Raw genomic sequence first — 21,849 nt, forward strand, 5'->3', positions numbered from 1 at the left:
TTCATCGAGTGCCTTCCTCGTCTCCGCGAGCCTGCTCGGCGGCCTGATCTCCGACGAATTCCGCTCCGCGCACCGCATCGATGTACACCGATCGATCACGAAGGTCGGCCGCGGCGCGATCACTGATGTCGATGATGGGTCCCGCGAACACCGTCATGGCCAAGCCGACGGCAACGAGCCCGATCGTCGGGATCAGCATGAAGGCCGGCATCCGGCCCACGTCCTCGCGATCACCGAACGCGATGTCCGACGAGTCGTCGAGCAGCGCGGACGGGCTGTTGTCCGCCAGGTCGCCCTCGGGGGCGTCGGCGCGAGCACGCCAGAACGCCTTGGTCCAGACACGGGCGACGACGTACAGCGTCAGCAAGCTGGTGACCGTTCCGCCCGCGACGAGCAACCAGGCCAACACGCTGCCCTGCTCGCTACCGGCCTGCAGCAGTGCGACCTTGCCGATGAAGCCCGAGAACGGCGGAATGCCACCGAGATTGAGGGCCGGCACCAGGAACACGATCGCCAGCACCGGGCTGGCCGCAGCCAGACCACCGAGGCGTCGAAGAGACGACGAGCCGGCCTGACGCTCGATGAGACCGACGACGAGGAACAGTGTCGTCTGCACCAGAATGTGGTGGGCGACGTAGTAGATCGAGCCGGACAGTCCCGATTGCGTCGACAGCGCGACGCCGAAGATCATGTAGCCGATATGACTGACGAGGGTGAACGAGAGCAGTCGTTTGATGTCGCTCTGTGCGATGGAACCGAGGATGCCGACGAGCATCGTCAGCAGGCCACAGACCATCAGTACGTTGTCGAGCGAGCCGTCGGGGAACAGCAGGGTGTGGGCGCGAATGATCGCGTACACACCGACTTTCGTCAGCAGGCCGGCGAACACGGCGGTGACCGGTGCCGGGGCGGTGGGGTAGGAGTCGGGCAGCCACGTCGAGAGTGGGAACACCGCGGCCTTGATGCCGAACGCGACCAGCAGGACAGCGAAGATCGCGGTCCTCGTTCCTGGGTTGATGTCGTCCATCCGTACCGCGATGTGGGCCAGGTTCAGCGTTCCGGTTGCGCCGTACACCAGCGCGATGCCGATCAGGAAGATCAGCGAGGACACCATCGACACCATCACGTACGACACGCCCGCGCGTACCCGGTCCGCACTCGCGCCGAGGGTCAGCAACACGAACGACGCCGCGAGCAACACCTCGAAGCCGACGAACAGATTGAACAGGTCCCCTGCGAGGAACGCGTTGCAGACACCTGCGGTCAACGCGAGGTAGGTCGGCAGGAAGATCGAGACGGGCTGGTTCTCGCTGCCGTCACGGATGCCCTGACCGATCGAGTAGACCATGACGGCCAGCAGGACTATCGACGAGACGACGAGCATCATCGCCGACAGGCGGTCCACCACGAGGGAGATGCCGAGCGGGGAGTCCCAGCCGCCGACCTGCAGTGCGCTGGTGCCGTCGCGATCGGCGAGGTAGAGCATCACCGACGAGATGGCGACCACAGCGGTCAGCGCGACGAGGGTGATGAAACGCTGAGCGCGAGGACGTCGACCCAGCACCAGAGTCAGCGCCGCCGCCAACATCGGAATCAGTACCGGCAGCGGAGTCAGAACGTCGATCACTCCTGGGGAGATCGTCACTGGTCGTCTCCCTTCTTCTGTGGCCTGCTGTCGTCCTTCTCGGCTGTGTCGATTCCGTCGAGCCCGCGCACCTGCGGATCGTCGTCGTCGTTGTCGAAATCACCGTCGTGCAGGTCCTCGTAGCATTCGAGGTCCTCGCGATTGACGAGTTGTTCGATCGGAATCGGGTTGCCCTTCGAGTCGAACGCGTCGCCGCCGAAGCTCGGCTCGCCCGTCACCGGGTCGTCCGAGCGGTCGCGGTCGGGGGCCTCGGCCATCGAGCGACGCCGGGAGACCTTGGTGTCCTCGGGGTCGTTCTCCACGTCGTCCTTGGTGTTGAGGGTGAACGACCGATACGCCAGCGCCAGGACGAACGCGGCGATACCCATCGTGATGACGATCGCCGTGAGGATCACAGCCTGGGCCAGGGGATCGGCCATCTCCTGATTGACGGCATTGTCGCGACCCACGATGGGTGGTGCCCCCGCGGGCCCGCCGACGGTCAGCAACAGCAGATTGACGCCGTTGCCGAACAACAGCAGCCCGAGCAGCATCTTGGTGATGCTGCGTTCGAGCAGTAGATACACACCCGATGCGACGAGAACACCGGTGATGATCAGCATTCCGAGATCTGCGGTCATGGGGCGCTCACTCGGCCTTGGCTCTGCATTTCCACCTGCGCGTCGAGACGGGCGCCGAGACTACGGAGCACGTCGAGTACCAACCCGACCACGATGAGGTACACACCGAGGTCGAAGAACAATGCGGTGACCAACTTGATGTCGCCGAGAATCGGCAACGTCACCTCCAACGTCGCCGAGGACAACGCAGGCGCTCCGAGGAACATCGACGCCACCGCGGTACCGGCCGCGAAGATCAACCCGAGACCGAGGATCTTGCCGGCGTCGATCGGCACTGCCTCGCCGAGCTCGTAGCGCCCACCCGCCAGGTACCGCAGCACCAGCGCGAGTCCGGCGGTGAGGCCACCGGCGAAACCGCCGCCGGGGGCGTTGTGGCCGGAGAAGAAGAAGTAGATCGAGAGCACCATGATCGTCGGGAAGATCAATCGCGTCGTGACCTCGAGAATCAACGAGCGATGTCGCGGATCGATCAGATCGCCGCCGAGCAACCACGTCGTCTCCGCGGCGAAATTCGCATCCGAGGACGATGCGGGGGCGTCGGACACCCGCGGAGCGCTGCCGAACCGGCGGTTGCGGAAGACCAGGCTGGCCACGCCCGTCGCCGCGACGAGCAGAACGCAGATCTCGCCGAGGGTGTCCCAGGCGCGGATGTCCACGAGGATGACGTTGATGACGTTCTTGCCGTCGCCCAGGTCGTAGGCGGCGTCCGGCAGGAGCAGCGACACCGGGGCCGTGTTTCGGGCGTTCATCGCGAATGCGCCCAGCACACTGACGGTCGCTCCGACGGCGACGGCCAGCACGGCGCGGGGGCCGCGCGAACCGGCCGAGCCCCGATCGTCGACCTCGGCCGGCAGCTTGCGCAGCACCAACACGAAGACCACGAGGGTGAGAGTCTCGACGAGGAACTGGGTCAGTGCCAGATCCGGTGCGCCGTGAATGGCGAAGATGACGCCGCAGCCGTAGCCGGTCAGACCGACGAGGATGACGCTGGCCAGGCGGTTGCGCATCACCGTGGCCCCGAGGCCACCGGCGATCATGATCACGCCGATGACCAGCTGCAACGGGGTGTTCCACAGGGTGTAGTCCAGGCCGGAGTCCTGGCCGACGAGCAACACGATCATCGGCAGCAGCACCAGAGTCAGCAGGATCGTGCCCTGGGTGAGGGGGAGCGAACCGCGCTGGGTGGTGCCGGTCAGGCGGATGGACAGGGCATCCATGTACTTGAGCACGTTGTCGTAGATGCGGTCTGCATTGCCGAGCGGGGGATGCTCGAACTTGAGCCGGTTGACGACCCGGTGGGCGATGAACAGCCCGACACCGCCGGTGACGACGACGACCGTCAGCGCGAGCGGGAGGTTGAATCCGTGCCAGAGGGCCAGGTGGTAGGGCTCCTGGCCGTACGACGGGAGGGTGCGGGCGTAGGGACTGACGATGCGGTCGACGATCGAGGATCCGAATCCGGCGATCACGCCGAGAACCGCCAGGAAAGCAGGTGCAGCCAGGAACAGTGCGGACGGTGCATGCATCGCCCTGACCGACGGACTCGGACGCTTGAGCTGCTTGCGTGCGAATGCGCCCCAGACGAATCGGATGCTGTAGGTGACCGTGAGAATCGAGCCGATCACCAGGCCCGCGACGACGACGGCCGCGACGATGGGATCGAGCGTCGGCGTGCTGATCACGGCCGACAACGCAGTCTCCTTGCCGACGAACCCGAGCATCGGCGGGAGTCCGGCCATGCTGGCCGCGGCCAGCGCCGCTATCGCGGCGAGCCAGGGAGCCTTCTTGCCCAGGTGGGCGAGCTTGCGGATGTCGCGCGTGCCGGTGGTGTGATCGACGATGCCCACGACCATGAACAGCGCCGCTTTGAACATCGCGTGCGCGATCACCATCGTCAGGCCGGCGAGCATCGCCTTCTCCGAACCGATGCCGACCAACACCATGAGAAAGCCGAGCTGACTGACGGTTCCGAACGCGAGGATCAGCTTGAGGTCGAATGCCCGCAGAGCTCGCCAACCGGCCAGGATCATCGACAGCAGTCCGAGGCTGATCACGGTGGCGCGCCACGGGCCGGAATCGGCGAACCCAGGGGCCAGGCGCGCCACCAGGTAGATGCCTGCTTTGACCATCGCGGCGGCATGGAGGTAGCCGCTCACCGGGGTCGGTGCGGCCATGGCTCCTGGCAGCCAGAAGTGCAGTGGCACGATGGCCGACTTGCTCAGTGCACCGATCAGGACCAGCACGATCGCGACACCGGGCAACCAACCGCCCGGCGCGTTCGCGACCAGCTCGGAGAGGTTGTAGGTACCGGAGACCTGGCCGAGGATGATGATGCCCACCAGCATCGCCAGGCCACCCGCGGTGGTGACGAGCAGCGCCTGAGTGGCTGCGCGTCTGCTCGAGGCACGCTCGGCGTAGTGACCGACGAGCAGGAACGACAGGACCGTCGTGATTTCCCAGAAGATGTAGAGCACCAGCATGTTGTCGCTGGTGATGAGGCCGAACATCGCACCGGAGAACGCGACCATCTCGGCGGCGAACAGCCCGAGCCGAGGTTCGTCGTCCTCGAAGTAGCGCGCACAGTAGAGCAGAATCAGAGCACCGATTCCGAGGACCAGCAGCGACATGATGGCGGCAAGCGAATCGAATCGCATGTCGATGTTCATCGACAGGCCCGGGACCCATTCGATATCGAGCTTCTGTTCGGTTCCCCAGTTGCCGAACACCCAGATCAGGCTGAGCAGGGGTACGAGCGCGAGAGGGAAAAAGGCATTGCGACCCCACCACCGGACCAGCAGCGGCGCGAGCAGCGCGGCGGCGGCGTGCGCAAGAAGAATGGCGAGCAAAAGTCACTCCGTCGTCTCGGTCGCATCGGCGGTCAAACCGAGCGGTGGTCGTAGGGCGGCGATGAGTAGGGTGTGCGAAGTCCGTGTGAAATTCGATGTGAGGCTTTGAGAAGTACGAACCGGTTGCCGAACGGCAGCCGTGCGTTGTCGATGTCCACTTTACTTTGCGTGGTCGGACGCGTGCCAAGCGGTACATAACGGTCGCGGTGACTCCGGTCGAGGGGAGCGCGTTGTCGTGAGCGGATCGAGGATCATTCGGACCGCCGGGCTGGCGTACGTCCGGAATCGCCGAATGATCCAGACGCGATCGGCCGGCAAATCCGCGTTCTACATGGCGGGCGGAAAGATCGACCCCGGCGAGACACCCGAGCAAGCCCTCCATCGCGAGATCAGAGAAGAGCTCGACGCGTCGGTCACGGGTGCCCGGCTGCTCGGGGTGTTCGAGTGTCAGGCATGGGGGCACCCGGCGGGCACCCCACTCGAGCTCACGTGTTTCCTCGCCGATCTGGCCGACGAGCCGACGCCGACCAGCGAGATCGCAGAGATCAGGTACTTCACCCGTGACGAGTACGCGGCGATGCCCGACGTCGCTCCGGGATCACTGATGGTGTTCGACCGGATGAGAGCGCTCGATTTGATCGACTGAAGCGGGTACGTTGGAGACCGAGAGAACGAACGTTCTCCACCGGCCACCGTTGAGGAGTACCGATGACGAACCTGTCCGAGAAAGCCACCACCCTGCTCGAGCTGCACAAGCCCGGAAACCCGGTCGTACTGCCGACCGTGTGGGACGCCTGGTCCGCCAATCTGGCCGTGTCCGCAGGCTTCACCGCGCTGACCGTCGGAAGCCACCCCGTCGCCGACTCCATCGGCAAGCCCGACAACGAAGGCATGACCTTCGACGAACTGCTCGCCCGCATCTCGCAGATCTCCGCCGCCGTCGACGTGCCGCTGTCGGTCGACATCGAAGCCGGCTACGGCGAGGACCCCAAGCGACTGATCGACGGCCTGATCTCCGTCGGAGCCGTCGGCCTCAACATCGAGGACACCGTGCACAGCGAAGGCGGACGCCTGCGCGAAGCGCAGGAACACGCCGACTTCGTCGGAGCACTGCGCGCGGCGTCCGACGCCACCGACGTACACGTGGTCATCAACGCCCGCACCGACCTGTTCGTCAAGGCGATCGGCGACGAGAGCGACCGCGTCGACCGCGCCATCGCGCGCCTGAAGCTGGCTGCCGCGGCCGGAGCCGATTCGCTCTACCCCGTCGGATTCCACAACGACGCCGACTACAAGCGTCTCGCCGAGGAACTCCCGCTGCCCATCAACGCCATCGCCAACCCGGCCGAAGGCGATCTGTCGCACTTCGCATCCCTCGGTGTCGGTCGCATCAGCTTCGGACCGATCTTCCAGATGGAGTTGGCCAAGCGGGCAGAGGAGATCCTCGGCCGCTGGAAGTGAGAGCGGCTTCGCCGCAGGTGAGCAGAACTTCGTAGCCTGCTACGAGTTTCCGTTCACGACCCGTAGGCCCGCAGATGCGCCACCTGCTCGGGATCGAGTGACGGCTTCACCGTCGCCCGAGAAGCGGCGACATCGGCGGCGGTGACGTCGGCCGCATCCATCGACCGACGCATCGCCGTCAACGCGGCCTCACGCAGCAAGGCTGCGCAGTCGGCCGCGGAGTAGCCGTCGAGATCGCACGCCAGAGACTCCAGATCCACGTCCTCGGCGAGCGGGATGGATTTGCCCGACGCCTTCAGGATGTCAACGCGGGCATCGGAATCCGGCGGCGGCACGAACACCAGGCGCTCGAGGCGGCCGGGGCGCAACAGGGCGGGATCGATCAGATCGGGTCGGTTGGTCGCCCCGAGCACGACGACGTCGCGCAACGGTTCGACGCCGTCGAGCTCGGTCAGCAGCGCCGCGACCACCCGGTCGCCGACGCCGGAATCCGAGCTCTGGCCGCGTCGGGGTACGAGCGCGTCCACCTCGTCCAGGAAGATCAGCGAGGGAGCGGAATCGCGTGCACGCTGAAACAGTTCTCGCACAGCCTTTTCCGAGGATCCCACCCACTTGTCCATCAGCTCCGCGCCCTTGACCGAGTGCACGCTGAGCTGCCCGGAACTGGCCAGCGCCCGCACGAGGAACGTCTTGCCGCAGCCGGGCGGGCCATACAGCAGAACTCCGCGCGGCGGCTCGATTCCCAAGCGCGCGAACGAATCCGGGTGACGCAGCGGCCACAGCACCGCCTCGGTGAGTGCCTGCTTGGTCTCCACCATGTCGCCGACGTCGTCGAGCGTCAGACTGCCGATGGCCAGTTCTTCGCTACCCGATCGCGAGAGTGGACGGATCACCTGAAGAGCGCCCACCAGATCGTCCTGCGTCAACGAGGCCGCGGCCGAATCGTTCGATGCGCGAGCCGCCGCCCGCAGTGCCGCCTCCCGCGTCAGTGCGGCCAGATCGGCGACCACGAAACCCGGTGTCCGTGAAGCTATCTCGGTCAGATCGACGTCGCCCTGCGGAACCTTGCGCAGCAGATGCTCCAACAATCCCTTGCGGCCCGACGCGTCGGGCAGGGTGATGGTGAGCTCCCGATCGCACAGGTCCTGACCACGCAGCCGGGGATCTGTTGCCTCCGGATGAGCCGTCGTCGCGATCAGGGCAAGACCGGGAGTGTCGACGGCCCGACGCAATACGTCCAGGACGAACGTGGACGCCGGCTCGGGAACGGAGGGCAGCAACGCGTCGACGTCGGTGATCAGCAGAACCCCGGAACCGGCGAGTTCATCGACCGCCGCGGTGACCCGATCCACCCGAGCCGAGGCCTCCAGCGCGCCGATCGACGGTCCGTCCAGCACGACGCATGCGCGTTCTCCGATGACCGCGCGCGCCAACGTCGCCTTGCCGACCCCGCCCGGTCCGGTGATCAACACTCCCAGATGCGGCGATGCGCCCAGCGTCGCCAACAACTCCGACTCGTCCAACGCCAGCCGCAGCCACTCGGTGAGTTTCGACTGTTGGACGCTGACTCCCACCAGATCCGCCGCGCTCACCGGCGGTGCTGCGGACTTCGGCGCGGGACGCGACGCGGCCTGCGGCTGTGCAGCGGTGACGGTGCCCGAGCCCCACCCGACCGCCGAATTGGGCTGCACACTCACCGGCCCACCCGACGGGTCGACGGCCGAGACCGTCAACAGCTCGGTCGTCCACGCAACCCCGAACGTTCTCGACAGCGCCTGCGTCGCCGATGTGGTCGAAGTGCCGGGTCCGAGATCGCGGGGGAGGAGCGAGACCGTGTCGCCCACCGTCAGCACCTTGCCCAGCAACGCCTGGCGCAGGGTGGCGTCGGAGATGGAACCGGTGGCGAGCGCGGAGCCTGTCACCGCGACGGTCCTGGCTCCGTATACGGTGACGGGTCCGACTGCGACAGAAGCGTTTTCGCGAAGACCGGTGTTGGAGAGAGTGACGTCGTCCAGAAGTGCGGTGCCCTGGGGCGATCCGTCGGGTGCCGCCGCGACGACGGCGGCCGTGCGACGAGAACCGATGAGCGACACGGCATCCCACTCTCGCAGGCCCAGCGCCGCGAGAACTTCCGGATGCAGGCGCACGACGCCGCGTCGGGCATCGGCGGCCGAGGTGTTGAGGCGGGCGGTGAGAACGAGCTCAGGCGTCGTCGAGCGAGATTCGGTCACACACCCAACCTACTGGGGTCATTCCGCAGGCTCCACTCCCTGCAGTAGCGGCGAGACACTAGCTGCGAGGTCGACGCAGTCCCAGACGAGCCTGCGACCGGCGATTGTTGCCCGGTGCGCGTCGGATGGCCCGACGCTCTGCGCGGCGCTCGGCCGGCTTGGCGTCCCAGGTGTACGGGCGCGCGGCAGTCCAGCGTTGCGAGCGCACCGCGAACGGGATGTGCACCAGGTAGGCCAGCACCAAGCCCATCAGCAGGATCAGCGGGAAGGTGATGAGCGCGGCGGCGAGCAGCGCGACGAGCACCAGCAGGATCGCGGCGAGCCGCGGCGGAACCGAGACCGTCTTGAGCGCCAACGTGGGGATGCGGCTGACGATCAGACCGGCGGTGAGGATCGACCACCCGGCGACGACGTAGAACGAGGCCCACCAACCGTCGCCGAATTGCTCGAAGCCCGCGATCGGTGCCATGGCGATGAGCGCTCCGGCGGGAGCAGGAACTCCGGTGAAGTACTCGCGCGCGTAGGCAGGAGTGTCGTCCTCGTCGAGCAGAGTGTTGAAGCGCGCGAGACGGAGCACGATGCTCACGGCGTAGACCAGTGCGACGATCCAGCCGCCGCTGCTGCCCTCGAGCAGTGTCACGTACAGCACCAGAGCCGGGGCCACACCGAACGAGATGGCGTCGGACAGCGAGTCCAGTTCGGCACCGATCTTGCTGGTGGCGTCGAGCAGTCGAGCGATACGGCCGTCCAACGCGTCGAGTATCGCAGCGGCACCGATCATGGCGAGCGCAGTGCCGAGCTGCCCGTCGAGGGCGAACTTGACCGCGGACAGGCCCGAGCACAGCGCGAGAATCGTGACGACGGATGGGAGCAGACGGATGGCAGCAGGCGGCTTGGCGCGTCTGGTGATCATGTCGGTTTCCACTGTGGAAGCTCGGCGAGGACCGTCTCGGCGCCGACGGCGCGTTGACCGCGTTCGACCAGAAGTGTGGTGCCCGCGGGGAAGTAGGTGTCGACGCGGGAACCGAATCGGATCAGGCCGTACGTGTCGCCGATCGACAGGGCGTCGCCCACCTTGGCGTTGTTGATGATGCGTCGAGCAATGAGACCGGCGATCTGCACGACGGCGACGTCCTGACCGGAGTCGGTCCTGATGTGCATGCTGTTGCGCTCGTTGACCTCGCTGGCCTCGGCAAGGTCTGCGGACTTGAACTGGCCCCGGCGATGCACGACCTCCACCACTCGACCGGCGACGGGAACGCGCTGGACGTGCACGTCGAGGACCGAGAGGAAGATGCTCACGCGCGGAACCGGCTGCGAGCCCAGGTCGAGCTCGGCGGGCGGGACGGCGGTGTCGACGAGGGTGACCAGGCCGTCGGCGGGAGCGACGACGACGCCGGGGCGGTTCGGTGGCACCCGCGACGGGTGGCGGAAGAAGGTGGCGCAGGCTCCGGCGGCGACGAGGCCGGCGTTGCGAACCCACTTGGATCGGCGGCCGAGAACGGCGACGGCGAGCGGACCACCGACGAACGGCAGGCCTGCGGGGTGGAGCGGTGGAACCGTTTCACGGACCAGGTCGACGATGTGAGCCGCTCCGGTGCGGGGCGGTTGACCAATCGGGGCGGGACGGCGTGCCACGGTCTCCTCTAACTTTTCGTCGGACAGGTGTCGGCAGGTCGTGATGCCGGAAGCAATCGAGGCGTGAAAGCACGACTGCCGAGGCCCTCACAGCGTACGTGAGGTGCCCCGGCAGTCGGGAGCTGCGAGTCGATCAGACGCGGCTGCGACCTGTCACGAGCTTGACCAGGAACAGCAGGATGACTGCGCCGAGGATGCAGGTGATGAAGCTGAAGATCAGTCCGCCACCTTCGACGTCGACGCCGAAGACCTTCAGCAGGTATCCGCCGATGAGGCCACCGATGATGCCGACGACGATGTTCAGAATGATGCCCATCTGAGCATCCGTCTTCATGATCTTGCTGCCGATCCACCCTGCGAGTCCGCCGATGATGATCCAGCCGATGAATCCGAGACCCAACATGTGTTGCCCCCACTTTCCGTTCGTGTCGTTTGCTTGTCGAAACGTCGGATGCCCGAGGGAAACAAACCTGAAACCTTCCTGAGAAGAATTATTTTTTTCCCAGCTTCTCGCTCTCGACTTTGATGCGGCGCAGGGTGCTGTTCATACCCTCGACGAGTTCGACGTCGAACTCGTCGATGCCGCCGAGGACACGCTTGACCAGCAACGACGACACCGCCGACGTGCCGCTGGGTGCCTCCCGCTTCTCGACCACGGTCGTTCCGGTCGCGGTCGGTGTGAGGGTGTAGGACCAGATCGTCTTGTTCTCGACGACGCGGAACGCGAGTTCACGGTTGGGCTCGAAGGTGACGACCTTGGAGGTCGTGGGCCAGACGAGCATCCCCTTGCGATTGACGTTGAGCGTCTTGGTGCCCTTGCCGACCGGTCCGCCGAAGACCTTCATCTTCTTGCACTGCGGGCTCCACTCACCCATGCGCTGCAGGTCCGAGACGATGGACCATACGGTCTCGGGGCTCGCGGCGATGTCGATCGTGGCTTCGAGAGTCTTGCTCAACGTGGGCCTCCTGGTAGTGAGTAGATGCAACTGAATGTCACACTCAATCGTGCGCATCCTATGTGTCAACGGACACAATCGGCCACGTAGGTGAGCAGAAATTCGTAGCCCACTACGAAGTACCGCTCACCTGGGGTCGTTCCGCAGGCTCCACTCCCGCTCACCTGGGGTCGTTCCGCAGGCTCCACTCCCGCTCACATGCGAGCGAAGCGAGCCAGTACGAATGCATACAGCCCGTAGAGCGCGATGCCCACTCCGGCGAGGATCAGCAGAACCTGACCGTAGGGCTGTGAGCCGAGGGTCTTGAGGGCACCGTCGATGCCGGTGGCCTTCGACGGATCGGACTGCAGAACGGCCACCACGACGAGAAGTCCGGCACCGACGAGGGCAGTGCCCTTCGCGGCGTATCCGGCGATGCCGAGTTTGACGACGGCCCCGCTCCGGTGGCCTTCGAGATCGTCGAGGAAGTTCTTCGAAACGCCCTTGTAGACGTGGTATCCGCCGACGCCGATGACGACCAGCGCGACAGCAATGAGCACGAGTTTGCCGCCGCCGGATTCCATCAATCGGGCGGACCAGCCGGCGTTCTGCTGCCCGCTCGACTTGCCCGAGCCGGTAGCGAAGCCGTAGGTCGAGAAAGCGAACGCGATGTAGACGACGGCCAGCGCGGCAGCCTTGAGACGGTCCATCGCACTGCCTGCGTCGGCGTCGGACTTCTTGCCGACGATCGCTTCGACGATGCGCCACAGCGCCAGCGCCACGAATGCGACCACCGCCACCCAGAGCGCAATCCTCCCGCCGGGCTTGTCGGCCAATTCGGCGAGTGCACCGGACTGGTCTGCATTACCTGCCTGGCCGAATGCCAACCGAACCGCGATGTATCCGATCAGAATGTGCAGCACTCCGCTGACGAAGTGACCGGCTCGCGCCGCTTTCTCGAATGCTCCGTTGTTCTGTACGGAACTGGCCACATTTCCCGACGTGTTCACTATCGTTCCCCGATCAGTAGATTTGGGCTCCCGTTTACCCCGAGCGAGGACCGAGGAAACTGTCTCGAGCTGCGAAACGCCGCACGAGATCCCACCGAGGCGTTAACACCGGGCGGACACTGACCGATGTAGCAAGCGGAGTGTCGGGACCAACGAAGAAATTGTTCGGAGTGATCCACCGTGAAATTACAGTCGATAATGCGTCGTACCAGCAGAGATCTCCCGCTGTTGAAGACCGCCAGGATGAGCGGCAGCCCACGCACCTGGCCCGCCGAGAAGCTCGAACGACTCCTCACCCCGCAGGAGCTCGATCTGATCAGGCGCGGCCGAATCTGACCCCACTGATTCCAGGACTGCTTGCCTCCCATTCGGGGCGACGCGGTGGCATGCTCATGTCGTTGGTGAGCACCAGTTCTGGAGGGTCATGAAACCGGTCATTCTCAGCGTCGACGACGATCCAGGGGTTTCACGTTCGGTCGCCCGCGACCTGCGCCGCCGATACGGCGAGCAGTACCGCATCGTGCGTGCGGAGTCCGGTTCCGGGGCGCTCGACGCGCTGAAGGAACTCGCGCTGCGCGGCACCCCGGTCGCCATATTGTTGGCTGACTATCGGATGCCGCAGATGAGCGGCATGGAATTTCTCGAGCAGGCCATGGACATCTTCCCGACGGCCAGGCGCATCCTGCTGACCGCGTACGCGGACACCGACGCCGCGATCGACGCGATCAACGTCATCGACCTCGACTACTACCTGCTCAAGCCGTGGGATCCCCCCGAGGAGAAGCTCTATCCCGTGCTCGACGCCCAACTCGAGGCCTGGTGTGCCTACGACCATCGGGCCGTCGAGGACACCAAGATCATCGGCCACCGTTGGTCCGCGCGCTCGTCGGAGATCCGCGAGTTCCTCGCTCGCAATCAGCTGCCGTATCGCTGGTACATGTCCGACGAGTCCGAGGGTGCCCGGCTGCTGGCGGCCGCGGGCGTGGACGACAGCCGGTTGCCGGTGGTCATCACCACCGAGGGCGATGCGCTGATCGAACCGTCCGATGCCGAACTCGGCAATCGGCTCGGGTTGACGGTGTCGCCGTCCGAGGAGTTCTACGACCTGGTCGTCATCGGCGGCGGACCGGCGGGACTGGGAGCTGCGCTCTACGGTGCGTCGGAGGGTCTGCGGACGACCCTGATCGAGCGGACCGCAACCGGCGGCCAGGCCGGTCAGAGTTCTCGCATCGAGAACTACCTGGGCTTTCCCGACGGGGTGTCGGGTGCACAGCTGGCCGAGCGGGCACGGCGGCAGGCGCTCAAGTTCGGTGCCGAGGTGGTCACCACCCAGGACGTCGTCGGCCTGGAGACCAACGGTGCCGCGCGCACCGTACGGTTCGCCGACGGCCGCAGCATCAGTGCACAGACGATCATCCTGTCCACCGGCGTCGCCTATCGCAGGCTGGACGCACCGGGAATCGACGACTTCACCGGACGCGGCGTGTTCTATGGATCGGCGATGACCGAGGCGGCGCGCTGTGCCGAGCAGGACGTCTACATCGTCGGCGGCGCGAACTCGGCCGGTCAGGCGGCGGTGTATCTCTCGCGCGGGGCCAAGTCGGTGACCATTCTGATCAGGGCGTCCTCCCTCGAAGCGTCGATGTCGTACTACCTCATCAAACAGATCGAAGAGAATCCGAAGATCAGCGTTCGGCCGTGCACCGAGGTCGCGGGCGTGTCGGGCGACGGTCACCTCGAGTCGATCACGCTGCGGAACCGGGCAACCGACGAGACGACGACCGTCGACGCGCAGTATCTGTTCCTGTTCATCGGGGCGGCGCCGCGCACCGAGTGGCTCGACGGGGTACTCGTGCGGGACGACCATGGATTCGTGGTCACCGGGCCGGATCTCGTCACCGACGGACGGGGACCTGCCGGGTGGACGCCGACTCGCCTGCCGCATCACCTCGAGACGAGTGTGCCCGGCGTCTTCGCAGCCGGTGACGTTCGATCCGACTCGGCCAAACGCGTCGCGTCGGCAGTGGGAGAGGGAGCAATGGCCGTGATGTTGGTGCACAGATATCTGGCGAACCCGTGAGCGCGCAGGAGCGGAGCCCGCGGAGTGACCAGAGTGGGCCCGCGTGTGATCCGGAGGAGTTGCGGACGCTGTTCCTGTTCGAGCATCTCTCCGACTCGCAGCTGGCGGAGCTGTGTCGGGACGGACGCATCGAAACGATCGAACCCGGGCCGGTGTATGCGGAGGGCGATCCGGCGACGTGTTTCTACGTGTTGATGGACGGTGCCGTCGTGCTCTCGAAGCTCTCGGGCGGGGAGGATCTGGTGGTCAACCGGACCTCCCAGCGGGGGGTGTACGCGGGTGCGTGGCAGGCGTACCTGGGTGATCGGGTGCCGCAGACGTACCAGGGTTCGATGCGGGTGACCGAGCGCTCGCGGTTCTTCGTGCTCGACGCCGAGTGCTTCGCGTCTATCGTGCGGGAATGGTTCCCGATGGCGCTGCACCTGCTCGAGGGTCTGTTCTTCGGCAATCAGAACACCAAGCAGATAGTGGAACAACGAGAACGCCTGTTGGCGTTGGGTTCTCTGTCTGCCGGGTTGACGCACGAGCTGAACAATCCGGCAGCCGCTGCGGTGCGGGCTACGTCGGCGTTGCGGAATCGGGTGGCGCACATGCGGCAGAAGTTGGCGATGATCGCCGGCGGCACTCTCGATCGCGGCAGCATGGCGCATCTGGTCGGACTGCAGAACGAGGCCGTGGAGTTGGTGGCCAAGGCTCCGAAGCTGACCGCGATGGAGGCGTCGGACCGCGAGGACGAACTCGGAGAATGGTTCGAGGACAAGGGTATCGGCGACGGTTGGGATCTGGCTCCGACGTTCGTCTCGGCCGGTCTGGATGTGCCGTGGCTCGACAAGGTTGCTGCGACGGTGGACGATCCGACGATGCTGGAGGGTGCGATCCGGTGGCTCAACTACACCGTCGAAACCGAGCTGTTGATGAACGAGATCGCGGATTCGACCACGCGCATCTCCACGCTCGTCGGTGCAGCGAAACAGTATTCGCAGATGGACCGCGCGCCGTACCAGACCGTCGACGTGCGGGAATTGCTCGACAGCACTTTGATCATGTTGGGCCGCAAGATCGGTGACGAGATTCGGGTGGTGAAGGACTACGACCCCGCGGTTCCGCCCATCCCGGTCTACGCAGCCGAACTCAACCAGGTGTGGACGAACCTGATCGACAATGCCGTGCAGGCGATGGCAGGCGCGGGAGTGGAGCCTGCAGGAACGACCCCTGAAGAGAAGGGGGTGTTGACGGTGCGGACATCGTTGGACGAGGATCAGGTTCAGATCGAGATCTGTGATACCGGACCCGGTGTGCCGCAGGAGATTCGGTCGCGGATCTTCGAGCCGTTCTTCACCACCAAACCGGTCGGCGAAGGTACGGGTCTCGGTCTGGACATCTCGTGGCGGATCGTGGTGAAGAAGCACCAGGGTGATCTGCGAGTGGTGTCCGAACCGGGCGACACACGGTTCATCGTTCGGCTGCCCGTCGACCCGGCCACAGAGGAGGCAACATGACCATCGAAGGCATCGACCCGACGGTCCCACCGTCGGGCCCGGGCTGTGTGGAGTGCACGCAAACGCAAGGGTGGTGGGTGCATCTGCGTCGGTGCGCGCAGTGCGGCCATATCGGGTGTTGCGATTCCTCACCGTCGCAGCACGCCAGTAAGCATGCGGAGTCCACCCGGCACCAGTTCGTGCGCAGTTACGAGCCCGGCGAGGACTGGTTCTACAACTATGCCGACGAGCAGATGTACGACGGCCCCGAACTGGCTCCGCCGCAACATCATCCGCTCGATCAGACGGTGCCCGGGCCGCGTGAGCGGGTGCCGTCGAACTGGCAGGCCCTGATCAATTGAACGAGAACCTGACTCGACCCACCGATGTACCGGCCGAGGATTTTCTGGCCGCTGTCGAACATCCGGTTCGCCGCGCGGACGGTCTCGCCCTGGCCGAGATGATGGGTCGGGTGACCGGGCAGCCGGCGGTGATGTGGGGGCCGACGATGGTGGGTTTCGGTGCCTACCGTTACACGACGGGCAGTGGTCGTCGGGGCGAGAGTCTCGTCGTGGGGTTCTCTCCACGTAAGGCGAATCTGTCGGTGTACGGCGCGACGTACGCCCCGGAATCGGATTCACTGCTCGAACGCTTGGGCAAGCACAAGCGAGGCGCAGGTTGCCTGTACGTGAACAAGCTCGCCGATGTGGACATAGCGATTCTCGAGCAACTGGTGGCTCACAACTACGCGTACATCCTGGGTAGCCTCGCGTCATGACCTTGATCGCAGAGGACCTCCTGTTGCTGTTGCTCGACGACGACTCGGGCAAACCGCTGGCCGACAGCACGAAGTTACCGCGGGTGCTGGCAGGTGCCCTGGTGGTCGAGCTCGCGATGGGTGGGTCGTTGCGCATCACCGGCCCCGGCGAGCAGACGAAGAAGGATCACGTGGTCGTCGCAGGAGCGCCCCCCGCCGACGGCCTGCTGCGTCGAGTGTTCGATCTCGTGGCATCGGCGTCGCGGCCGATGAAGCCGCAGAAGGTGATCGAGAAGTCGCAGAAGAATCTGTCGAAGGAGTTGATTGCTCGGTTGGTGGCCCAGGGTTTCGTCGCCGAGAACAAGGCCAAGGTGTTGGGGCTGTTCCCGACCACGACGTGGCCTGCTCGTGACACCTCGCACGAGAAGGGGTTGCGAGATTCCCTACGCGGCGCGCTCGTCGACGGGACGACGCCGTCGCCCCACACGGCTGCGCTGATCTCGTTGATCTCGGCGGTGGACCTGACGCACAAGGTGATAGTGGATGCGGACAAGAAGCTGCTGAAACAGAGGGCGAAGCAGGTCGCCGAGGGGGAATGGGCAGGCGCGGCTGTGCGCAAGGCCGTCTCGGATGTGAACGCTGCGGTGATGGCCGCGGTGATGGTGCCCGTCATCGTGTCGACCACGAGCAGCTGAAAGTCAGGGTATGAGCAGAAGCGTTGCAATTGTCTTGTTCGACGATGTCGAGGTACTCGACGCGTGCGGGCCGTTCGAGGTGTTCTCGGTGGCGAATCGAGTGGCCGACCGTGCCGGGAGTGCACGACCTTTCGAGGTGAGTCTCGTGGGGATCGATGACAGGCCGGTCGTCGCCAGGGGTGGAATGAGGATCGGGGTGGACACCACGATCGACGATCCGCGGGGATACGACGTCGTCCTGGTTCCCGGCGGTGTCGTCGACGCCCTCGAGGCGAACGGCCGAGTGCTGGAGTGGTTGCAGCGCACTCGGCCCGGTGCGGAGTTGGTCGCGTCGGTGTGCACCGGTGCGTTCGTGCTCGCCGCAGCGGGTTTGCTCGACACACGCCCGGTCACCACGCACTGGGAGGATCTGGAGCAACTGTCCGCTCGATGGCCTGCCCTCGTCGTCCACGAGGCCGTTCGATACATCGACCACGGCGATCTGGCGACCTCGGCGGGTATCAGCGCCGGTCTCGATCTGGCGTTGCACCTGGTCGCGCGGTGGGCGGGAGCGGATCATGCTCTCGCCACCGCGAGCCAGATGGATTACGACTGGTCAGGCGCTGAGCACCCGTAGCACCAGCGCGACGATCGCGAACACGGCCAGTCCGGCGGCGGGTGCGAATTCCTTGTCCTTGGCGCGAAGGTGGGCGGCAACGGCTCCGACGAAGTAGAGGATGACGCCGATCGCGGCTGCGACGCCGATGGGCCAGACGGCCAATCCGACCAGCAGGCCGACGGCTCCGAGAATTTCGACGTAGGCGAGCCAGGGGATCTTGTCGGCGGGGACGCCTACCTGTTCGAGCATGGGGATGACGGAGGGATTCTTCGTCAGTTTTCCGATGGCGGAGAACGTGAGCGCGACGGCGAGCAGAACCGAGACGACGAGGGTTGCGATGAACATGAGCCCTTCTTTCATATCCGAGGCCACTAGTAATTCAGAAGCAGCAAGGCGGACTGTAGCACCTCGGTAAGGTGGACGTATGGTCACCAGCGAGCAGCCTCACGACCCTCGTGCCTGCGACGGGGCGCTGACCAAAGCCTTCGGCTTCCTCGGCAAGAGATGGAACGGAATTCTTCTCGCGACGCTGATGAACGGGCCGATGGGGTTCTCGGACCTTCGCCGCGCGGTCGGTGGCATCAGTGACTCGGTGTTGTCGGAGCGACTGGGCGAACTCGGCAAGGCAGGCCTGGTGACGCGCACCGTCGACGACGGGCCACCCATCTCCGTCGGCTACAGCCTGACGACGTCCGGAGAGGCGCTGCTGCCGTCGTTGGAGGCTCTGACCGACTGGGCTTCGAAAAACCTCTGACCCCCGCGACGGCGTCGCGAGGGCCAGAGGTGGATCGATCGGTCAGTCGGTGTGGTTGCTGTCCTTCTGGCCCTCGGCCGAGTCGGCGAATTCCTGCGTGTCGAAGACTTCGCCGCCGAGTGGGTCGACCGGAGCATTGTCTCCGGAGTACTCGACCGCCCCGGTTTCGGGATGAACCTCGAGCTGTTCGTTGGGCACCTCGTGCACTGCCAGTACGACGCTTCCGTCGGCGCGAGAGGATGTCAGCCCCTCCCGCGACGGCGACAGTCCGGAGAACGTCGTGGAGATCCCGGCCGTCGCACGCTTTCGAGGTGCGGCAGGTGCGGACACCGTCGGCTCCTCGTCTGCGACGTCGGAGGTGGTGGTCACGCGCACGTACCGCGGTGTGGTGGCGACGTCGTAGCGGAACGCCTTGAGCATCGACACACAGGCCAGTGCCAGCACTATCGAGAAGGGCACGGCCGTGGCTATCGACATCGTCTGCAGCGCCGTCAGCGAACTCGAACCACCGACGAGCAGCAGCACGGCCGCGGCCACGCCCTGCAGCACGGCCCAGTAGACCCGGGTGATCTTCGGGGTTTCCAGTTCCCCACCGGTCGAGAGAATGTCGATGACCAACGATCCCGAGTCCGAGGACGTGACGAAGAAGAACACGATGACCGCGATGGCGATGACGCTGGTGATCGCGGCGATCGGGAGGCCGTCGAGCACCTGGAACAGGCTGGTGTCGGTGTTCACCGCGCCCTCGGCGTCGAGCAGATCGCCCTCGTTGCGCTGCCGAAGGATGCCGGTGTCGCCGAAGATGGTGAACCACAGCGAGCCGACGATGGTCGGAGCGAGCAGCACACCGAACACGAATTCACGGATGGTGCGGCCGCGGGAGATACGCGCGATGAACATGCCGACGAACGGTGCCCAGCTCATCCACCAGCCCCAGTAGAAGATGGTCCAGCCGCCGGCCCAGCCGTCGTCGGAGAACGGCGAGGTGCGCAGGGCCAGCTCGGGAAGAGCCTGGACGTAGCCGCCGAGGTTCTGTACCCAGGACTGCATCAGGAACAGTGTCGGGCCGAGGAGCAGCACGAACAGGGCCAGTGCAGCTGCCAGTCCCATGTTGATGTTCGAGAGCCACTTGAGGCCCTTGGACACACCGCTGACCACCGAGAAGGTGGCGATACCGGTGATGGCGGCGATGAGCACGATCACGAACCAATTGGTGGTCTCGACCCAGCCGAGGTACTCGAGGCCCGCGGAGATCTGCTGGACACCGAACCCGAGTGAGGTCGCGACGCCGAACAGTGTGCCGACGATGGCAACGGTGTCGATGGCGTGGCCGATCGGACCCTCGATGCGCTTGCGGCCGAGCAGCGGCTCCAGCAGCCAGCGGACGGTCAGCGGGCGACCCTTGCGGTACGTCATGTACGCCATGCCGAGTCCGACGACGACGTAGATGGCCCAGGCGTGCAGGCCCCAATGGAAGAGGGTGAGCTCCATGGCCTGTCGTGCAGCGGGGTCGGTGCTACCGGGAACGCCGCCCGCCTCGGGTGGCGTCACGTAGTGCGAGAGCGGCTCGGCGACGCCGTAGAACACCAGGCCGATGCCCATGCCTGCGCTGAACAGCATGGCGAACCACGAGAGAACGCCGAACTCGGGCTTCTCGTCGTCGCGACCGAGCCGGATGTTGCCGACTTTGCTCAGGCCGCAGTACAGGGAGAACAGCACGAAGCCGGTCGCGGCCAGGATGTACCACCAGCCGACGCCCGCGGTGATGGCCTCGTTGAGCTTTTCGAACGAGTCTGCCGCCGTGCTCGCGTAGATCACGGAGAAGGCGATCATGACGAAGATGATGACCGAGGCGGGGACGAAGACCGGCTTGAGCAGGCCTCCCCAGGCTTCTTTTATTGCTTTCACTTACTTGACTTCCTTACAACTCGAGTCACCGTAATCGGCTGACCGTTATCGGTTTGCCGTTCTTTTTCTCTTGTTTCGGTCAAGTACCGGTAATCACCATAAACGACATCGGCGCTGGTGGCGAAACTGCCGAGTCGCCTCGAGCCCTGGAACGGACTACAGTTCTGTCGATGCTGCGGACGTGTCCGATCGTGTCACCCGTCGGTTACGGCGGCGCGAGTAGTCCTGTGCGGCAGGCGATTCCATGACGATGCGATTGCAGCCGGGTTCGGAGTTCGCGGGATTTCGGGTGCAGCGCCGCCTCGGTGTCGGGGGCATGAGCGAGGTGTATCTGGTTCTCGGACGCGGCCACGATCGGCTCGAGGCCCTCAAGATCCTGGACCGGGACGCGTCTCGATCGCCGAGGTTGCGCAACAAGTTTCGGATGGAAGCGGCCGTCGCAGCGCAACTGGTGCACCCGAACATCGTGTCGGTGCACGAGCACGGTGAGTTCGAGCACCAATTGTGGATGTCGATGCACTACGTGGACGGCTACAGCGCCGCGCGGCTGGTCGCCCGCGGACAGATCGCTCTCGACGTGTCCCGGGTGGCGCGCATCGTCGCCGAGGTGGCCAAAGGGCTCGACTACGCCCACTCGCAGGGCGTCGTGCATCGGGACGTCAAGCCGGCCAACATCCTCGTCTCCACCGAGCGAATCGACGGCTACGAGCAGGTGATGTTGTCCGACTGGGGAATTGCACGCCTACTGGGGGATGCGACTCCGCTCGCTGCGGGTGGGACGGTGATGGCATCCATCCCGTACGCGGCACCGGAACTGCTGCGCGGGGGAGTGCTCAGTGCGCAGACCGACGTCTACGGTCTGGGGGCCACGCTCGTCGAACTGACAACTGGCCGGACGCCGTATCCGCTGGCCACGCCGTTGGCCATCACCGCTGCACACCTCACGGCCGAGCCGCCGTCGGTGACACGGCGTCGACGCTCGTTGCCCCGAGGCCTCGACGCCGTGGTCGCACGCGCGCTGGCGAAGGACCCGGCGGATCGCTTCCGAACCTGCGCCGAGCTCAGCGATGCGGTGGCGGCAGCAGTGAAAGCGGGAGTTCCGGAACCGCCGCCGCGCCGATCGCCGTTCAGCCGATCGCGCTGGCTCAAGTTTTCCTGACCGCGACACGACGAAGGCCCCACACCGAGTCGGT

Annotated in this window: 21 protein-coding genes; 10 read left to right on the forward strand and 11 right to left on the reverse strand. The window is 65.4% G+C overall.

All coding sequences use genetic code 11. From position 1 onward, the window contains the following. Position 1: 1 nt before the first annotated feature. Genes CH273_RS06990 through CH273_RS07000 form a run of 3 tightly spaced genes read right to left on the reverse strand, consistent with a single transcriptional unit; the run spans position 2 to position 5,111 of the window. Positions 2-1,645, reverse strand: a complete 1,644-nt coding sequence (locus tag CH273_RS06990) for a Na+/H+ antiporter subunit D (protein WP_032393774.1) — start codon at positions 1,643-1,645, stop codon at positions 2-4. Beyond that, on the reverse strand, positions 1,642-2,265 hold the full coding sequence (locus CH273_RS06995; RefSeq protein WP_032393775.1) for a Na(+)/H(+) antiporter subunit C: 624 nt from the start codon (positions 2,263-2,265) through the stop codon (positions 1,642-1,644). The genes CH273_RS06990 and CH273_RS06995 overlap by 4 nt, the downstream gene beginning before the upstream one ends. Beyond that, on the reverse strand, positions 2,262-5,111 hold the full coding sequence (locus CH273_RS07000; protein WP_032393776.1) for a Na+/H+ antiporter subunit A: 2,850 nt from the start codon (positions 5,109-5,111) through the stop codon (positions 2,262-2,264). Before CH273_RS07000 ends, CH273_RS06995 begins: the two co-directional genes overlap by 4 nt. Positions 5,112-5,346: 235 nt before the next feature. On the opposite strand from CH273_RS07000, the gene CH273_RS07005 reads away from it, so the two are divergent. Together CH273_RS07005 and CH273_RS07010 are read left to right on the forward strand one after the other, a co-directional pair. Further along, on the forward strand, positions 5,347-5,757 hold the full coding sequence (locus CH273_RS07005; protein WP_329955499.1) for an NUDIX hydrolase: 411 nt from the start codon (positions 5,347-5,349) through the stop codon (positions 5,755-5,757). A 62-nt stretch (positions 5,758-5,819) separates the two neighbouring features. Continuing rightward, positions 5,820-6,572: an isocitrate lyase/PEP mutase family protein gene (locus CH273_RS07010; protein WP_032393777.1), complete on the forward strand. Its 753-nt coding sequence runs from the start codon at positions 5,820-5,822 to the stop codon at positions 6,570-6,572. A gap of 53 nt (positions 6,573-6,625) precedes the next feature. Here the strand turns inward: CH273_RS07010 and CH273_RS07015 are convergent, their stop codons facing one another. From CH273_RS07015 to CH273_RS07040, 6 genes are all read right to left on the reverse strand, one after another. Then, positions 6,626-8,803 carry an AAA family ATPase gene (locus CH273_RS07015; RefSeq protein WP_032393778.1) on the reverse strand — a complete coding sequence of 726 codons (2,178 nt, stop codon included), beginning with the start codon at positions 8,801-8,803 and terminating at the stop codon, positions 6,626-6,628. A 58-nt stretch (positions 8,804-8,861) separates the two neighbouring features. Further along, positions 8,862-9,716, reverse strand: a complete 855-nt coding sequence (locus CH273_RS07020) for a CDP-alcohol phosphatidyltransferase family protein (protein WP_032394133.1) — start codon at positions 9,714-9,716, stop codon at positions 8,862-8,864. Then, the gene (locus CH273_RS07025; protein WP_032393779.1) at positions 9,713-10,441 is read right to left on the reverse strand and encodes a phosphatidylserine decarboxylase; all 729 of its coding nucleotides are present in this window, start codon (positions 10,439-10,441) and stop codon (positions 9,713-9,715) included. The genes CH273_RS07020 and CH273_RS07025 overlap by 4 nt, the downstream gene beginning before the upstream one ends. 133 nt (positions 10,442-10,574) lie before the next feature. Next, the gene (locus CH273_RS07030) at positions 10,575-10,844 is read right to left on the reverse strand and encodes a GlsB/YeaQ/YmgE family stress response membrane protein (RefSeq protein WP_032393780.1); all 270 of its coding nucleotides are present in this window, start codon (positions 10,842-10,844) and stop codon (positions 10,575-10,577) included. Between the two features lie 88 nt (positions 10,845-10,932). Beyond that, positions 10,933-11,397 (reverse strand): SRPBCC family protein, encoded by a 465-nt coding sequence (locus tag CH273_RS07035; protein WP_032394134.1) that lies wholly within the window; start codon positions 11,395-11,397, stop codon positions 10,933-10,935. Positions 11,398-11,591: 194 nt separating this feature from the next. After that, positions 11,592-12,368, reverse strand: a complete 777-nt coding sequence (locus CH273_RS07040; RefSeq protein ID WP_032393781.1) for a DUF1206 domain-containing protein — start codon at positions 12,366-12,368, stop codon at positions 11,592-11,594. Positions 12,369-12,810: 442 nt separating this feature from the next. On the opposite strand from CH273_RS07040, the gene CH273_RS07045 reads away from it, so the two are divergent. Genes CH273_RS07045 through CH273_RS07070 form a run of 6 tightly spaced genes read left to right on the forward strand, consistent with a single transcriptional unit; the run spans position 12,811 to position 18,012 of the window. Beyond that, positions 12,811-14,466: an NAD(P)/FAD-dependent oxidoreductase gene (locus tag CH273_RS07045; protein WP_032393782.1), complete on the forward strand. Its 1,656-nt coding sequence runs from the start codon at positions 12,811-12,813 to the stop codon at positions 14,464-14,466. Beyond that, positions 14,463-15,965, forward strand: coding sequence for an ATP-binding protein (locus CH273_RS07050; protein ID WP_052049234.1), 1,503 nt, complete (start codon positions 14,463-14,465; stop codon positions 15,963-15,965). The genes CH273_RS07045 and CH273_RS07050 overlap by 4 nt, the downstream gene beginning before the upstream one ends. Continuing rightward, entirely contained in the window at positions 15,962-16,306 is a 345-nt protein-coding gene (locus CH273_RS07055; protein ID WP_032393784.1) for a UBP-type zinc finger domain-containing protein, read from the forward strand. Before CH273_RS07050 ends, CH273_RS07055 begins: the two co-directional genes overlap by 4 nt. After that, positions 16,303-16,722 carry a DUF1801 domain-containing protein gene (locus CH273_RS07060; RefSeq protein ID WP_032393785.1) on the forward strand — a complete coding sequence of 140 codons (420 nt, stop codon included), beginning with the start codon at positions 16,303-16,305 and terminating at the stop codon, positions 16,720-16,722. The genes CH273_RS07055 and CH273_RS07060 overlap by 4 nt, the downstream gene beginning before the upstream one ends. Then, complete coding sequence (locus tag CH273_RS07065; protein WP_032393786.1) at positions 16,719-17,396, forward strand: GOLPH3/VPS74 family protein; 678 nt, start codon at positions 16,719-16,721, stop codon at positions 17,394-17,396. The genes CH273_RS07060 and CH273_RS07065 overlap by 4 nt, the downstream gene beginning before the upstream one ends. A gap of 10 nt (positions 17,397-17,406) precedes the next feature. Beyond that, positions 17,407-18,012 (forward strand): DJ-1/PfpI family protein, encoded by a 606-nt coding sequence (locus tag CH273_RS07070; RefSeq protein WP_032393787.1) that lies wholly within the window; start codon positions 17,407-17,409, stop codon positions 18,010-18,012. Here CH273_RS07070 and CH273_RS07075 read toward each other — a convergent pair. Further along, positions 17,992-18,339 carry a DoxX family protein gene (locus tag CH273_RS07075; protein WP_032393788.1) on the reverse strand — a complete coding sequence of 116 codons (348 nt, stop codon included), beginning with the start codon at positions 18,337-18,339 and terminating at the stop codon, positions 17,992-17,994. The two genes, CH273_RS07070 and CH273_RS07075, sit on opposite strands and share 21 nt — an antisense overlap. Before the next feature lie 79 nt (positions 18,340-18,418). Here CH273_RS07075 and CH273_RS07080 point away from each other — a divergent pair, with 79 nt between their 5' ends. Beyond that, positions 18,419-18,748: a winged helix-turn-helix transcriptional regulator gene (locus tag CH273_RS07080; protein ID WP_032393789.1), complete on the forward strand. Its 330-nt coding sequence runs from the start codon at positions 18,419-18,421 to the stop codon at positions 18,746-18,748. 42 nt (positions 18,749-18,790) lie between these two features. Here the strand turns inward: CH273_RS07080 and CH273_RS07085 are convergent, their stop codons facing one another. Further along, positions 18,791-20,656 (reverse strand): BCCT family transporter, encoded by a 1,866-nt coding sequence (locus CH273_RS07085; RefSeq protein ID WP_032393790.1) that lies wholly within the window; start codon positions 20,654-20,656, stop codon positions 18,791-18,793. 244 nt (positions 20,657-20,900) lie between these two features. On the opposite strand from CH273_RS07085, the gene CH273_RS07090 reads away from it, so the two are divergent. Next, positions 20,901-21,815: a serine/threonine-protein kinase gene (locus tag CH273_RS07090; RefSeq protein WP_032393791.1), complete on the forward strand. Its 915-nt coding sequence runs from the start codon at positions 20,901-20,903 to the stop codon at positions 21,813-21,815. Positions 21,816-21,849 lie beyond the last annotated feature (34 nt).

The organism is Rhodococcus sp. 05-339-2, from assembly GCF_002258965.1.
GTDB lineage: Bacteria > Actinomycetota > Actinomycetes > Mycobacteriales > Mycobacteriaceae > Rhodococcoides.

Excerpts from the sequence above, each read along its gene's own strand:
- CH273_RS07030 (WP_032393780.1), bottom strand. The coding sequence starts at position 10,844 with ATGTTGGGTCTCGGATTCATCGGCTGGATCATCATCGGCGGACTCGCA.
- CH273_RS07055 (WP_032393784.1), top strand. The coding sequence starts at position 15,962 with ATGACCATCGAAGGCATCGACCCGACGGTCCCACCGTCGGGCCCGGGC.
- CH273_RS07065 (WP_032393786.1), top strand. The coding sequence starts at position 16,719 with ATGACCTTGATCGCAGAGGACCTCCTGTTGCTGTTGCTCGACGACGAC.
- CH273_RS07045 (WP_032393782.1), top strand. The coding sequence starts at position 12,811 with ATGAAACCGGTCATTCTCAGCGTCGACGACGATCCAGGGGTTTCACGT.
- CH273_RS07090 (WP_032393791.1), top strand. The coding sequence starts at position 20,901 with ATGACGATGCGATTGCAGCCGGGTTCGGAGTTCGCGGGATTTCGGGTG.
- CH273_RS06995 (WP_032393775.1), bottom strand. The coding sequence starts at position 2,265 with ATGACCGCAGATCTCGGAATGCTGATCATCACCGGTGTTCTCGTCGCA.
- CH273_RS07080 (WP_032393789.1), top strand. The coding sequence starts at position 18,419 with ATGGTCACCAGCGAGCAGCCTCACGACCCTCGTGCCTGCGACGGGGCG.
- CH273_RS07010 (WP_032393777.1), top strand. The coding sequence starts at position 5,820 with ATGACGAACCTGTCCGAGAAAGCCACCACCCTGCTCGAGCTGCACAAG.
- CH273_RS07070 (WP_032393787.1), top strand. The coding sequence starts at position 17,407 with ATGAGCAGAAGCGTTGCAATTGTCTTGTTCGACGATGTCGAGGTACTC.
- CH273_RS07075 (WP_032393788.1), bottom strand. The coding sequence starts at position 18,339 with ATGTTCATCGCAACCCTCGTCGTCTCGGTTCTGCTCGCCGTCGCGCTC.
- CH273_RS07020 (WP_032394133.1), bottom strand. The coding sequence starts at position 9,716 with ATGATCACCAGACGCGCCAAGCCGCCTGCTGCCATCCGTCTGCTCCCA.